This window comes from Dehalobacter sp. DCM (assembly GCF_024972775.1).
Taxonomy (GTDB): domain Bacteria; phylum Bacillota; class Desulfitobacteriia; order Desulfitobacteriales; family Syntrophobotulaceae; genus Dehalobacter.
In genome coordinates this window covers 2,539,542-2,553,483 of sequence record NZ_CP092282.1, presented here as the reverse complement: position 1 = coordinate 2,553,483, position 13,942 = coordinate 2,539,542, and the positions used below count along the sequence as shown (strand labels likewise).

Sequence of the window (13,942 nt, the reverse complement as noted above, 5' to 3'; positions counted from 1 at the left end):
ATACAGTGGCTTTTTATTGTCTTTTCTGTCGAATCGATTTGTTATCCTGTTTGCACCCGACTTTACTTCGTCGAATATATTTGATAAAGTAAAAAAACAGGGGGGAAATATCATGAAAGCAATGAAAGAAAAAGATTTACCGGGTATTGGCCGGAAATATCAGCTGGATGCCCGTTCCGGAGATAAATTGGTTGTCATTGTGCATGACGACGGGCGAAGAGAGATTTATCATTTTTACCATGATGATCCCAATGAGTCCATTTCTATGGTGACTCTGGATGATGAGGAATCCCGATGTATTGCAGCCATTCTCGGAGGGATGGCTTATCGGCCCAAGGACATGGATACAGTCGAAGTTGCGTTGGGGGACATGGTTCTCGAATGGTATCGAATTGAATCCGACGCTTATGCCATCGGCAAGACGATAGGTGACCTGCAGGTCCGCAAGCGGACAGGTGGGACCATCATTGCCATGGTCAGAGAGAACCAAAATAAAACAATCAATCCGGATCCCCAACTGGTTATGGAAGCCGGTGCGACAATCGTTATCCTAGGCGAAAAGGAACAAGTAAAGGCTGCGAAAAAGCTTATCTTTACCGGGAGTGTGGATTGATGGAGCATGCGATACTGGAGGTAGGTCTGGCTCTGACACTGACGGCGGTGGCCGCTGTCCTTGCAGGTAAGCTGCGCTTTTCCATCGTACCGCTGGTTATTGTTGCCGGAATGATTGTCGGCCCGCATGCTCCTCATTTCGGGGTCTTTGATTTGCGTTTTATTCAAACAGCGTCCTTAGTGGAATTCATGGGCCGCATAGGCGTTTTATTTCTGTTGTTTTCGCTGGGTTTAGAGTTTTCAGTGAAACAACTTTTTAACGCAGGCCCGGTCATACTTCGGAGCGGTGCGATCTATATGGTTATCAACCTCGCTCTTGCACTTCTTTTCCCATTTCTCTTAGGCTGGCCTTTAAAAGAGATTTTGATCGTAGCCGGCATAATGACGATTTCCTCAAGCGCTATCGTCGCCAAGGTCATCGTTGACCTCAAACGAACAGCCAATGACGAGACGGAAATTATCCTTGGCTTAATGATGTTTCAGGACATATTTGTAGCCATATATTTATCTGTCGTCTCGGGGATGGTTCTTTCCGGATCGACTACAACCACCACGGTTGTGATCACCGCTGCGGTGACGTTAGGGTTTATGTTCGTTTTTCTTTATTTGGGACATAAGCTTGTGCCAGTACTTAACCGCGTATTGGATATTGCTTCCGATGAAACATTCTTATTAGTAGTATTTGCAGGAGTTATGCTCACGGCAGGCATTTCCGAATCACTGCATATCGCCGAAGCCATCGGCGCGATGCTCTTAGGTTTGGTATTATCGGAAACGGACCATAAAGATCGGATCGAACATTTGGTGGTTCCATTCCGGGATTTCTTCGGCGCACTTTTCTTTTTCAGTTTCGGTTTGAGCATTAACCCATTTGCGCTGGGAGGCGCGGTATGGCCTGCTCTGGGTGCTGTGGGATTGACCCTCGCTGGCAATATCATCGCGGGGGTAATCGCCGGACGCAGAGCAAAACTTTCGCATAAAGCGTCGCTGCGAATTGGACTGACAATCACTTCGCGCGGGGAGTTTTCAATCATTTTAGCCAATCTCGCTGCAGCCGGCGGCTTATTGACGGTACTGCAGCCATTTTCCGCTTTATATGTCCTTTTACTGGCAATACTCGGGCCTATCTTAACAAAGGAATCGACGTTGATTTACAAAGGACTGCGCCCGATATTCCGGTGGCCGGTCTTAACGGAAAAAAGACAAAAGAAAGTCAATGTGTCATAAAATTGTTTAATATAGAGAAAATAGATGATGTCAATGATTATCTTGCCTAAGCGAACATTGAGAAAAAGTGTAAATAATTATTTATTTATTGATAATATCCTTGTATAATCATGTATAGACAGAGAATATATAAATTATTTGGTTAATTTCCTGATCAATGATACAATCACATTAGCCAATAGTTTAGGCCACTTGAACATTTATGTAATACCCATTGTAATAGTTTTAGGAGGCGATCATTATGGCAATAGATAAAGATCGAATTGAAAAAGCAGTAAGAGAAATTTTAGAAGCCATCGGCGAAGATCCCGAACGTGAAGGACTGGTAGAAACACCTGCGCGTGTCGCACGCTATTATGAAGAAGTTTTTGCAGGACTGCATGAAGATCCGAGTAAAAACCTCTCCGTTCTTTTTTCAGAAAACCACGAAGAAATGGTATTGGTCAAAGATATCCCCATTTACTCTATGTGCGAGCATCATCTGCTGCCGTTCTTTGGACATGCCCACGTAGCCTATATTCCGCGCCATGGTAAAGTGACGGGGTTGTCTAAATTGGCCCGGGTGGCGGAAGACTTTGCGAAACGGCCGCAGCTCCAAGAACGTTTGACCAGTCAGATTGCAGATACCATTAATAAAATGCTTAATCCGCGGGGTGTTATTGTTGTTATTGAAGCGGAACATATGTGCATGACGATCAGGGGTGTTAAGAAGCCCGGATCCAAGACGGTAACCTCAGCCGTGAGAGGTATGTTTGAAACCAGTGCGGCAACGCGGGCGGAAGCATTCTCGTTGATCATGGGTAACCGCTGATAGCGCGAAATAAATGACGTGAAGTATGAAGACGGAGGGCTCAGCATCCTATGAGGATCCTGCTTACCAATGACGACGGCTTTTTCGCCCATGGACTTCAGACATTATATAACGTATTGTCCGAAAATAATCAGCATGACATTTGTATTGTTGCACCCGAAGGCCAGCGTTCGGCAGTAGGGCGTTCCATCACCTTATTTCAGCCCATTTTTGTTAATAATCACAAGCTGAAAGGCAATGATTATGGCCTGGCTGTTAACGGTACTCCGACAGATTGCGTCAAATTAGCTATACAAGGCGATATCCTGCCGTATCAACCGGATTTAATCATCTCCGGAATCAACAACGGACCGAATCTTGGTTCTGATGTTTTTTACTCGGGAACCGTTGCCGCTGCGATGGAAGGAGTCCTTCTGGGCATACCGTCCATTGCCGTTTCCTTAGCAGATTATGACTGTGAAGATTATGCGCCGAGTGCTCAGTTCATTAAAGAACTGATCGACGGCAATAGCGATTTTATCCATTATAAAGAAGGCTTGCTGAATATCAACGTGCCGCCGCTGACCCGAAACGCATGGCACGGCAAAAGAGTGACGCGGCTCGGTCGGTCGGTCTATGATAATGCATTTGAATTCAGAAAGTCGCCGAACGGAAAAGAATATTATTGGATTACCGGCACCTTGCTTTACGATGAAGAACCCGATACAGATCACCGGGCAATCCAGGAAGGATATGTATCCGTTACACCGCTGCACTGCGACTTGACTGACTATACGCGGATGAAGGATTTAGAAAAAGCAAAGGAATAAGGTATAACGCATGTATGCTTGGGTTTTTTTGATATATTTCGGCATTTTCGTGCTTATCTTTTGGTTAAATAGAAGCAAAGAAGAAGGGAAGAGGATAAACTATAAAAAAATGTTTATCATCCCTGCGATTCTTGCTTTTTTTGTTTTTCTGTTGTCAGTGGTTAAGATTTTTATCATTTACAAGATTCTGTTAATCATCATCGCTTTAATTGTCTTTATATTGACCTATTGGCAGTGGGGTGATCGCATACGAAAATTCTTCAGGTAGAAATTTCGTCGCTGAATACCAAAGCGTCAGTGGTTGTTTGAATAAGGTACTCTTTGAAAGCCAAAAACCATTATTGATCACTGTTGGAGGCTTAAATGGATTATGAAGCAATCTTATTTGATTTCGATTATACGTTAGGAGATTCGACCCAGGCAATCTGGACAAGCATCAATTATGCCCTTAGCCAATTAGGCTATGGTTCCAGAGATGTAGAAAGCGTTCGTAGGACCATTGGTCTGTCATTAAAAGAGACTTTCTTCCAATTAACACAGAAGACACATGAAGAAGAATGCAATCAGTTTATTCGATTGTTCAGAGAAAAGGCCGATCAAGTTGTCACAGAAAACACGGAGTTCTTGCCGTATGCTTTAAACACTTTGGAACATTTGAAAGCAAATAGCATTAAGACGGGTATCGTAACGACGAAGTTTCATTATCGGATTGATCAAATATTAGACAAATTCGGAGCAGCGTCATTAATTGACATCATCGTGGGCAGCGATGATGTTCAGGTTGTAAAACCGGATCCGGAAGGACTTCTTTATGCCATCAACATACTGAATATCCCTAAGGAAAAAAACCTGTATGTGGGCGATAGTATCGTGGATGCCAGAACGGCTCAAAACGCTGGGGTATCTTTTATTGGGGTTACAACGGGTACAGCAACGAAAGATGACTTGATGCAATTTCCGCATGTTAAGATTATTACTGATTTAAGTGAATTCATGTGGTGGCAATGACGGATTAGTAATGCCGTAACTAATTTGAGAATGGTCTACAAGATAACGATTGACGCGAAAAGGAGGCCCCATGAGGAGAGAAGATAAGCAGATCACCGATACGGATGGTTTACATCATGTCATTACTCAGGCAATGGTATGTCGAGTCGCCTTAGTAAATGATAACCGTCCTTACCTCATTCCGCTCAATTTCGGATTTGATGGTAAGCATCTCTACTTCCATTCTGCTGCGGGAGGAAAGAAAGTCGACATTTTGAAGAAAAATAATCATGTCTGTATCGAATTCGAGCAGGATATCCGCATTGTTGAAAATGAAAAACCCTGTGAATGGGGTGCGCACTATTTCACGGTTATTATTCACGGGACAGCTGAATTAGTCAATGACTTGGATGAAAAGAGATATGGTCTGGATCAGATCGTAAAGCATCATATCGCGAGTAACACGCAATATCCCTTTGCCGATAAAGAGGTCAATTCTGTCCTCGTCTATCGCGTCACCATAGACCAGATCATTGGCAAAAAATCAGGTTAACATGAAAAGGTATTGATTGCTAGGCCTAATCAACGTTGTTAGCCAGTATATTCATTACGGCAGGTAATTAAAAAGAAAATAAAATGAACAGGATAGATTATAATACCATTGAAATACCATTGCCCGTATTTCAATGGTTTTATTTTACTATTGAAGGAAATAGAGTAATATTGTGGAATTGATTTAGCAACGATAAATATTCCGTATTGTCGGCTAAGGTTTATTTAAAAAATTATCAATGGGTTGGATCATAGAACCTCGGTAATTCTGTCAGGTATAAAGAATAAGAATAATCAGTGTTCGTTACGAAAATATAACGGGATCAAGAACTATAATTGTCAGTTTAATGGGTTGTGAAAGGATGGACTTGATATGAGTCACCCGATTTTAGGAAATGAAGATACATGGTTCAAAAAGGTCAAGACCGCAGCAGCCATTGTGATCAGCATTATTCTTTTTGCCGGGGTTATTATTGGTATGATAAACGCCGGAAACAGGAATATTGCCGATAAGGAAAATTTCACTGTAGGCGATATCGTACGGACGGCTAAGAAAGCCGGACTCACTTTGACGGCGAACTCCGATTTAGCTCCGGCCGATTATACCATCGGTCAGGCACAGCCGCGTATATACCACATTAAAAACTTGGACGGCGAATTATTAATATATTATTATGCGACGATCCGCGAACGGGATGAAGCCTATAAACAATACCAGGAGACGATTAATAATAATAAAGACGGAAGTGGGAATTTATCCAGTATGTTTTATCCCAAGTGGCCATTGACCACAGGATTTGCCGCTAAAAATATGATTGTCGTTGTTGTCATTAACGCGTCTTCCATCGAGGAATATGACGCGAAGGTTCATCCGTTGCTGATAAACTTGGGGAAAGCTATCTTTTACAACTTAAATGGCGGAAAGCAAATCGTCTATCAAGGCGAAGGACAGAACTGGAAAGGGAAAGTGGTCATCACTTATTATGCTCATTTTTGGAAAGACCAAGAATTATTACGCTACGAAGGCTTCAGCAACCGTCAAAACGTCTTGGAATACAAAGGGGATACGCGCAGCATTCACGGCGATTTTAGTTATGAATATCAATCCTCAAGCGGCATGACCAAATTAACATCTTCGAATGGATTTACTGGAAATATGGGCCATAGGGAGAGTATCCACAATTATGGCGGCATGCCCATGGACTTTGGACTCATAAATGGCGGTGGAATACCTTCTGCAGATGAAGTTATTACGCTGACAGTCAAATGGAATAAGACGCAGGAGACCATCCCCTTGATATCAGTTAATTAATAGCACCACTTCGAAGATCTGCCATAATTTTAACGTTTTGGAATCAACGACTGCCAGGTCTTCTTCAGATCTTTGATATGGATCGCTCCGGTGCAAACGAGAATGATAAAGTAGAGGCATAATCCGATAACCGACGCTGCCAAACAGGTTACCAGAACCGGTACATTTCCTGCTGTATTCAAACGCGTGATACCAGTAATAACGGCAGCCATCGCCAGACCGCCGATCATTGGCTTTACGATAATGGAACCATAATCGGCTTCCAGTCCAAGATGGCGATGGATGGCATAAAGATTCAAGAAGGCCATACTGAAAAATCCAAAGACATAGGCTAATCCAGCACCGAGAAGGCCAAATAGCGGCATGCCTGTCAAGTAAAAGAGCAACGGAATCCGGATGACGGAGGTCATGAGCATATGCACAAGTGGGAGTGTTGTCTTGCCCATTCCTTGCAGAATGCCGGTTGTTGTTTGTTGAAGATAGGCAAAGATACCACCGATAGAGAGGATTCTGACTACTGCCGCTGCACTGTCGCTTTTAAAAAGATGGCAAAGGGGATCGGCGAAAAAGAATAAAATAATCACACAGGGAAGTCCCATCAAGACGGTATATTTCAGAGCATCGGAGCACTTTTTGCGGGCTGAGGCCAGGTCATTTCGGACAAGAGACTCGGAAATGGCAGGGACGAGTGAGGACGATAGTGCAAATGTAAAAACTGTCGGAAACGAGAAGAGGGTAAGGGCTGTTCCGCTGAACTCCCCGAAGAGCGAGGTGGCGTTTCTGGCAGAAAAGCCAGCCAGCTGGAGTTGTTTGGGGATAATAAACGTATCCAGTGAGCTAATGCCTGTGGCCATCAGCCTGCTGCCAGTTACCGGCAGGGAAAGACCTAATAGTTCCCTAATAATCGACTGGTGATGTCGAATAATTTGATTTTTTTCCGGATATCGGATACGCTTAAAGAGATAATGGATAAAGATGACAATCAAGCCGACGATCTCGCCGCAAAGCATGCCGGCGGCAAGGCCTGCGGCAGCCCATTCGATACCGTTGTCTAAATAATGAAGGGAAAGGGAAAATCCCACGGCAATCCGAAAGATCTGTTCAAAGACTTGACTGAGTGCGGAGGGAACCATGTTTTGAAGTCCCTGAAAATAACCTCTGAAGGCGGAAGCAACTGAAACGATAAAAATGCAGGGAATACAGATCTTGAATACGACCTGAATACGGGCGTCGGCAAAGAAATGGGTGACAATGAAACTGCAGTTCAGGTATAATAAAATCGTAACCACAAGGCCGGTAAAAAATAAGATGCTGAAAGCAGTCCGAAATACTTTCCCCGCTTCGTTGTAATTACCCAGAGATACTTTTTCAGCAATCATTTTCGATACGGCCAAAGGGATCCCTGCTGTGGTCAGAACCAGAGCGGTCATATATACTGGAAATACCATATAAAAAAGGCCATAGGCTTCACTACCAATATAGTGCATGATCAGGTACTGGTAAACGAAGCCAAGCATGCGGTTAACCAGGTTTGCTCCAAATAATATGACTGCACCGTAAATCAGATTGTTTCTGGACATATTCTCCTCCCGGTGTTTTTACAGCAGATGATTTCTATAGAACTTATGCACCAGAGAAGGAGGTCATGCTCCAAGTTTTTTATTCCGTCAGTTTTTTTTAAAGGTTTTTTTGATCATAGGTAGAATAAGCAAGGTATAACTAAATATTGAGTGATGTTATTGTGAAGTAATCTTGTAATCGTCAAGTATTGAAAAAGAATATAAAAGGGGAGATTATTCTTGAAAAACTATGACACCAAGAGTATTCGTAATATCTGTCTTGTTGGGCACGGAGGATCTGGAAAGACCTCGCTCACTGAAACGATGCTGTTTAACTCCGGAGTTACGACGCGTATCGGTAAAGTAAATGACGGGAATACCGTCTCAGATTACCTGCAAGAAGAGATTCAACGTCACATCTCTATTAGTATGTCGCTGATCCCGATTGAACACCAGGGTACAAAAATCAATATTCTGGATACTCCCGGTTATTCCGATTTTATCGGGGAAGTCTATAGTGCGCTTCGCGTCGTGGATACAAGTGTATTTATTATCAGCGGCGTGGATGGTTTGGAAGTACAAGCCGAAATTATTTGGGACTTAGTGGAAGAAAGAAAGCTTCCGAAAGTCGTCTTTATCAATAAACTGGATCGCGAAAATGCCAATGCGGATAAAGTTCTTGATCAATTGAAAGCAGCCTATCCGAATGTGCGTTTTGTCCAAGTCCAGATCCCCGTCGGCAAAGAAGCTTCCTTCTCCGGTGTTATTGACATGTTCCAGGCCGATATACCCGACGCCTATCAAGATGATATCGCCATGCTCAAAGAAACTCTGGCTGAAGCAGCGGCTGAAGCCGATGATGACATTCTGATGAAATATCTGGATGGCGAAACCTTAAACGATGATGAGTTAAAGATAATTCTTCGCCAAGGATTGGCTGGAAATATGATTGTACCGGTTCTGTTTGGTTCCGTCGAAAAAAATCTGGGTATTAAAGAATTTTCCCAGTTTATCGCGGATAATGTTCCGGCTCCGACACCCATCGAGAAGAAAGCCGCGTTGGTTTTCAAGACCCTGGCGGATCCGTATCTTGGCAAGATGACGTTCTTCAAAGTATACGGAGGTACGTTTAACAGCGAGTCCGTTGTCTATAATCCAAATCGCGAAGCCGATGAAAAACTTGGCCAGCTGTTTTACCTCAGAGGAAAAAATCAGGATAACATCGCTGCGGTTCAAGCCGGTGATATCGCCGTCGTAGCTAAACTCCAGGATACCAAGACCGGAGATACCTTCTGCGCCAAAGATAAACAGATCACCTTAGATGGTATTGACTTTCCAAAACCCTCTTTATCCGTTGCCATCAAGCCGAAGAGTAAAGGGGATGAAGACAAACTGGGTTCCGCTCTGGCTCGTCTGGTCGACGAAGACCCCACCATCAGCGTTACCAAAAATGTCGAGACCAAGCAATCCATCTTAAAAGGCCTTGGCGAAATGCAGCTGGATATCGTCGGTGAAAAACTGTCGAGAAAATTCGGGGTAGCCGTTGAAATGGAAGTCCCGATCGTCCCCTACAGAGAGACAATCAAGAAGATGGTTCAGGTTGAAGGCAAACATAAGAAACAGAGCGGCGGTCATGGACAATATGGCCATGTCTGGATAAAAATGCAGCCAAATCCTGATAAGGATTTTGAATTTACGGAAGAAGTATTTGGCGGTGCTGTTCCGAGAAACTTTTTTCCGGCTGTAGAAAAGGGATTGCGTGAAGCAATTACCGAAGGATTCTTAGCCGGTTATCCGATGACGAATGTGAAGTTTACCCTATATGACGGCTCGTATCACAGCGTCGACTCTTCGGAAATGGCCTTTAAACTCGCGGCTACCATCGCTTTCAAGAAAGGCGCCGAGATGGCCAACACCGTGCTGCTGGAACCGGTTGTCGAAGCGGAAGTTTCTGTTCCCGAAGCCAGCATGGGCGATGTAATCGGCGACCTCAATACCCGCCGTGGCAAGGTTCTGGGCATGGAACCCAACGGGAAATATCAGGTTATCCGGGCGCATGTGCCCGAATCGGAAATGATGCGCTATTCCATTGACCTAAAAGCCATGACCCGCGGTAAAGGTACGTTTACGACGAAGTTCTATGCTTATGAGGAAGTACCGGCCAGAATGACGGAAGCTCTTGTTGCTAAGATTAAGAAAGAACATCATCACGAGTAATTCCATGACCTTTGTCCACACGTGATCCGTCACGTGTTAATTCAGAATCTCAAGTAAGGAATAAAATATATGCAATGAAAGCCGCTGGCAATTATCTGCCAGCGGCTTTTTTAGTCATGGATGAATTTATGTCGCAGTGCCATGGATGACGGCACAAGAGGTGCCTAATGTCAGCCATGCCATGGAGGGCAGTAATGGCTGATGGCAAGAAGCGGCAATTATTTCCGGGGGGACATATGCCCGCTGGGAAGCTATTTATGCTGGAGGTTGTCCCGGATTCCGCAACGTACCGTAAAGTGGGACAACCTATGGGCCCAAAAAACACTTACCTAAGTATGCTTGGTAAGCAGCGCGGATGGGGAAAGCCGGAAAGAAAAGGCATTCCAGCATCAAACAATTCATTTAAGGCGTGAATGAACTTTTTCTTTTACCTGTATACCGTGTTGGGTTTGTCAAAACCGTCGACTTATGCGCCAATTCGCTCGCTTACTGGCCTAAAACCGTAATCAATGATATAATGTTGCATTAATCCCGGTCCGAGTAATATGTGAAGAGGCCGGGGGCCTAAACGCAAAAAAATCGGCCATGAGATCAGGAGATGACCTATGATCAGTGTAACCAAACTATTATTTGATACGGACTATTTCGGGGATTCTTTACGTTACAGCAAAGCCAGCCACGGAGCAAGAAACGGAACAACAGAAGAGACCGGTCCAGTTGTTGTTTGGAATTCAACCCGAACATGCAACCTTCACTGTGTCCATTGTTATATGGATTCCGATTCTCAAAAATATGCCGGCGAGCTTTCAACCGATGAAGCGAAGCGACTCATCGACGATTTAGCTGATTTTAAAGTACCCGTTCTTTTGTTTTCCGGCGGGGAACCATTGATTCGGCCAGACTTTTTTGAGTTGGCCGCATATGCGCAAGCGAAAGGGATCCGGCCGACCTTATCGACCAACGGCACATTAATTACGCCTGAAGTCGCCGGCAAGATCAAACATATCGGAGTGGGTTACGTCGGCATCTCCCTGGATGGGCTGCGGGACGTGAATGATAAATTTCGAGGAAAAGAAGGTGCTTTCCACGCTGCGATGCAGGGGATCCAAAATTGCGTGGCGGTGGAACAGCGGGTAGGACTTCGTTTCACGATTAATCGTCATAACTTTGAAGAGCTGGACAATATCTTTGACTTTATTGAAACCGAAAAAATTGACCGCGTCTGCTTTTATCATTTGGTTTATTCAGGCCGCGGCCAGCAAATGGTGGACGAGGATATTTCACCGGAAGAATCACGCCACGCGATGGACACGATTATTCGGCGAACTATGGATTTTCAGAAGAGAGGGTTAAATAAGGAGATCCTAACGGTGGATAACCATTGTGACGGTGTCTATTTATACCTTAACGCTCTCAAACACGATCCACACCGAGGGGAAAGAATAAAGCAACTGATTGGCTATAACGGTGGCAATCGTTCAGGCATTGCCTTTGGCGAAATTGATCCTTACGGTTATGTTCATCCGGATCAGTTTACGCAGCATATAACGTTTGGCAATGTTCGGGAACGAAAGTTCAGTGAAATCTGGACGGACAGTAATCACCCAATCATGGCAGGTTTAAAGGATAGAAAATCACTGCTCAAGGGACGATGCAGTCAATGTCAGTATGTCAGCTTTTGCAACGGGAATTTTAGAACCCGGGCCGAAGCGGTAACCGGCGATTTCTGGGAATCCGATCCCGCCTGTTATCTGACAGATACGGAGATTGGTATTTCCTAGTACAACGTAATTTATCGAGTAAAGGCAGGAATAGCGCATGATTGTTTCTTGGAATACGACAAATGCCTGTAATATGTTTTGTGATCACTGTTATCGGGATGCCGGTGTGAAATTAGATGAAGAATTAAGTACAGCCGAAGCAAAAACCATGCTGGAGCAGATCGCAAAAGCGGGTTTCAAAATCATGATCTTCAGCGGCGGCGAACCATTGATGCGTCCGGATATTCTGGAACTGACTGCGTATGCCAAACACGTCGGTCTGCGTCCGGTATTTGGAACGAACGGCTCATTGATCACAACGGAATTCGCTCGAAAATTAAAAGAAGCGGGCGCGATGGGCATGGGAATTTCTCTTGATTCCTTAAATCAAGAGAAACATGATCAATTTCGCAAATATCCGGGCGCATGGCAACAAGCGGTTCAGGGTATGAAGTACTGCCATCAAGAAGGTCTTCCTTTTCAGATGCATACGACGGTCATGGATTGGAACTCTTCCGAGCTTGAAGCATTGACTGATTTTGCTGTGGAGCTGGGCGCCGTGGCGCATCATATTTTCTTTCTTGTCCCGACGGGAAGAGCGGTATCCATAGAGGAAGAATCACTTCGGGCAGAAGCGTATGAGGATGTTCTGACTCGCGTGATGAAAAAGCAGCAAACCGTAAAGATCGAACTAAAACCGACATGTGCCCCCCAATTTACCCGTATTGCCAAACAATTGGGAATCGAAACACGGTTTAGCCGAGGCTGCCTTGCCGGGACAGCCTATTGCATCATCAGTCCCAAAGGACAGGTACAGCCATGTGCTTATTTAAATATGCCGTTGGGGGATGTGCGTGAAACACCGTTTGATGTGATTTGGCGTACTCATCCGGTATTAGCGGAACTTCGCACCTTGAATTATAAAGGCGGCTGCGGAGACTGCACCTATAAGAAAGTCTGCGGTGGCTGCCGCGCCCGTGCCGCCTATTACCATGAAGGTGATTTTATGGCGGAAGAACCCTGGTGTTTGTTTCATGGACGTAAAGGGGGACAATAATGGACATCACTGACAAAAAGCTCCTGAATCTTATTCAGGAGGCTTTTCCCCTTGATACCCGACCTTACCGAGCTATTGGTTTTAAAATAGGCATGCCGGAACACGAGGTTTTTCACCGCTTGGAAAATCTAAAGAAACAGCGAATCATCCGGCGTCTTGGCGGAATCTTTGATTCAGCTAAACTGGGGTATGTGAGCACACTTTGCGCCGCCCGTGTCCCCGCAGACAAAGTGACGCCTATCACGGAACACATACAGAATATTACGGAAATCACTCACTGCTATTTGCGCAATCATGATTATAATTTGTGGTTTACTGTGATCGCCTGTTCACACCAAAGAATGGAACAGATCATTAACACGATCAAATACCTGCTTGGCAATAAGGATGTTTACAGTCTACCAGCCAAAAAAGTATTTAAGGTCAAAGTATGCCTGAATTTATTGGAGCAAGAGCAAAAAGAAGCGATGGCGTCTGATGGTTATCGGAAGAGATCACCCACCTCACCAGTGAATGCTGGTATCACCGAAGCTGACAAAGCACTGATCCGGTTACTCCAGGAGGATTTACCCCATACCTTGACCCCTTTTTCCACCATAGCTAAAGAATTGAATCTGGCTGAAGAAAATGTATTGGCGAGAATTGATTTGTTTCTGGAGTGTGGTATTTTGCGCCGCTTAGGCGCGGTATTGTATCATCAACAAGCCGGGTTTACTTCCAATGCGATGGGAGTTTGGCGTGTCCCAACGTCTTTGGTAAGCGAAGCGGGCAGGAAAATGGCCGGCTACAATGAAGTTAGCCATTGTTACGAGCGACCGGGCCTGCCTATGTTTTCTTACAATCTCTATACGATGGTTCATGGACATTCCGATCAGGAATGTCACGACGTGATGGCAAAATTATCAGAAGAAACAGGGCTCACGGATTACCTGTTGCTTTTCAGTCAAACTGAATTTAAAAAGAGCAGTATGCGTTATTTTGTTGATTTTTCTTAGTTGTTTAATGTAAAATTAAAAAGATATATCACGATGAGATGGGG

At 44.5% G+C, this 13,942-nt stretch carries 13 protein-coding genes; 12 read left to right on the top strand and 1 reads right to left on the bottom strand.

Going from position 1 to position 13,942, the window contains the following annotated elements; translation table 11 throughout:
• Positions 1 to 112 precede the first annotated feature (112 nt).
• The 7 genes from LPY66_RS11865 (at position 113) to LPY66_RS11835 (ending at position 6,310) form a co-directional block, all read left to right on the top strand.
• A complete protein-coding gene (locus tag LPY66_RS11865) occupies positions 113 to 613 on the top strand; it encodes a cation:proton antiporter regulatory subunit (protein WP_337984541.1) in 501 nt (166 codons plus the stop codon).
• A complete protein-coding gene (locus LPY66_RS11860; RefSeq protein ID WP_337984540.1) occupies positions 613 to 1,839 on the top strand; it encodes a cation:proton antiporter in 1,227 nt (408 codons plus the stop codon). The genes LPY66_RS11865 and LPY66_RS11860 overlap by 1 nt, the downstream gene beginning before the upstream one ends.
• A gap of 241 nt (positions 1,840 to 2,080) precedes the next feature.
• Positions 2,081 to 2,650 (top strand): GTP cyclohydrolase I FolE, encoded by a 570-nt coding sequence (gene folE / locus LPY66_RS11855; RefSeq protein WP_337984539.1) that lies wholly within the window; start codon positions 2,081 to 2,083, stop codon positions 2,648 to 2,650.
• Between the two features lie 50 nt (positions 2,651 to 2,700).
• A complete protein-coding gene (gene surE, locus LPY66_RS11850) occupies positions 2,701 to 3,459 on the top strand; it encodes a 5'/3'-nucleotidase SurE (protein ID WP_337984538.1) in 759 nt (252 codons plus the stop codon).
• Positions 3,460 to 3,822: 363 nt separating this feature from the next.
• On the top strand, positions 3,823 to 4,467 hold the full coding sequence (locus tag LPY66_RS11845; RefSeq protein ID WP_337984537.1) for an HAD family hydrolase: 645 nt from the start codon (positions 3,823 to 3,825) through the stop codon (positions 4,465 to 4,467).
• A gap of 70 nt (positions 4,468 to 4,537) precedes the next feature.
• Positions 4,538 to 4,999, top strand: coding sequence for a pyridoxamine 5'-phosphate oxidase family protein (locus LPY66_RS11840; protein WP_337984536.1), 462 nt, complete (start codon positions 4,538 to 4,540; stop codon positions 4,997 to 4,999).
• Positions 5,000 to 5,371: 372 nt separating this feature from the next.
• Complete coding sequence (locus LPY66_RS11835; protein WP_337984535.1) at positions 5,372 to 6,310, top strand: hypothetical protein; 939 nt, start codon at positions 5,372 to 5,374, stop codon at positions 6,308 to 6,310.
• A 29-nt stretch (positions 6,311 to 6,339) separates the two neighbouring features.
• On the opposite strand, the gene LPY66_RS11830 is transcribed toward LPY66_RS11835, so the two are convergent.
• Entirely contained in the window at positions 6,340 to 7,890 is a 1,551-nt protein-coding gene (locus tag LPY66_RS11830; protein ID WP_337984534.1) for a putative polysaccharide biosynthesis protein, read from the bottom strand.
• A gap of 219 nt (positions 7,891 to 8,109) precedes the next feature.
• Between LPY66_RS11830 and LPY66_RS11825 the strand changes: the two genes are divergently transcribed.
• The 5 genes from LPY66_RS11825 (at position 8,110) to ahbB (ending at position 13,898) form a co-directional block, all read left to right on the top strand.
• Positions 8,110 to 10,086: an elongation factor G gene (locus tag LPY66_RS11825; protein ID WP_337984533.1), complete on the top strand. Its 1,977-nt coding sequence runs from the start codon at positions 8,110 to 8,112 to the stop codon at positions 10,084 to 10,086.
• 194 nt (positions 10,087 to 10,280) lie between these two features.
• The gene (locus tag LPY66_RS11820; protein WP_337984532.1) at positions 10,281 to 10,499 is read left to right on the top strand and encodes a hypothetical protein; all 219 of its coding nucleotides are present in this window, start codon (positions 10,281 to 10,283) and stop codon (positions 10,497 to 10,499) included.
• 192 nt (positions 10,500 to 10,691) lie between these two features.
• Positions 10,692 to 11,867 carry a putative heme d1 biosynthesis radical SAM protein NirJ1 gene (nirJ1, locus tag LPY66_RS11815; protein ID WP_337984531.1) on the top strand — a complete coding sequence of 392 codons (1,176 nt, stop codon included), beginning with the start codon at positions 10,692 to 10,694 and terminating at the stop codon, positions 11,865 to 11,867.
• 37 nt (positions 11,868 to 11,904) lie between these two features.
• On the top strand, positions 11,905 to 12,903 hold the full coding sequence (gene nirJ2 / locus LPY66_RS11810) for a putative heme d1 biosynthesis radical SAM protein NirJ2 (RefSeq protein ID WP_337984530.1): 999 nt from the start codon (positions 11,905 to 11,907) through the stop codon (positions 12,901 to 12,903).
• Positions 12,903 to 13,898, top strand: a complete 996-nt coding sequence (gene ahbB / locus LPY66_RS11805) for a siroheme decarboxylase subunit beta (RefSeq protein ID WP_337984529.1) — start codon at positions 12,903 to 12,905, stop codon at positions 13,896 to 13,898. The genes nirJ2 and ahbB overlap by 1 nt, the downstream gene beginning before the upstream one ends.
• Positions 13,899 to 13,942: the final 44 nt, after the last annotated feature.

What these genes read in the sequence shown, in the direction of transcription:
- surE (WP_337984538.1), top strand. Translation starts at nt 2,701, where the DNA reads ATGAGGATCCTGCTTACCAATGACGACGGCTTTTTCGCCCATGGACTT.
- folE (WP_337984539.1), top strand. Translation starts at nt 2,081, where the DNA reads ATGGCAATAGATAAAGATCGAATTGAAAAAGCAGTAAGAGAAATTTTA.
- nirJ2 (WP_337984530.1), top strand. Translation starts at nt 11,905, where the DNA reads ATGATTGTTTCTTGGAATACGACAAATGCCTGTAATATGTTTTGTGAT.
- nirJ1 (WP_337984531.1), top strand. Translation starts at nt 10,692, where the DNA reads ATGATCAGTGTAACCAAACTATTATTTGATACGGACTATTTCGGGGAT.
- ahbB (WP_337984529.1), top strand. Translation starts at nt 12,903, where the DNA reads ATGGACATCACTGACAAAAAGCTCCTGAATCTTATTCAGGAGGCTTTT.
- LPY66_RS11820 (WP_337984532.1), top strand. Translation starts at nt 10,281, where the DNA reads ATGGCTGATGGCAAGAAGCGGCAATTATTTCCGGGGGGACATATGCCC.
- LPY66_RS11835 (WP_337984535.1), top strand. Translation starts at nt 5,372, where the DNA reads ATGAGTCACCCGATTTTAGGAAATGAAGATACATGGTTCAAAAAGGTC.
- LPY66_RS11865 (WP_337984541.1), top strand. Translation starts at nt 113, where the DNA reads ATGAAAGCAATGAAAGAAAAAGATTTACCGGGTATTGGCCGGAAATAT.
- LPY66_RS11860 (WP_337984540.1), top strand. Translation starts at nt 613, where the DNA reads ATGGAGCATGCGATACTGGAGGTAGGTCTGGCTCTGACACTGACGGCG.
- LPY66_RS11845 (WP_337984537.1), top strand. Translation starts at nt 3,823, where the DNA reads ATGGATTATGAAGCAATCTTATTTGATTTCGATTATACGTTAGGAGAT.
- LPY66_RS11840 (WP_337984536.1), top strand. Translation starts at nt 4,538, where the DNA reads ATGAGGAGAGAAGATAAGCAGATCACCGATACGGATGGTTTACATCAT.
- LPY66_RS11830 (WP_337984534.1), bottom strand. Translation starts at nt 7,890, where the DNA reads ATGTCCAGAAACAATCTGATTTACGGTGCAGTCATATTATTTGGAGCA.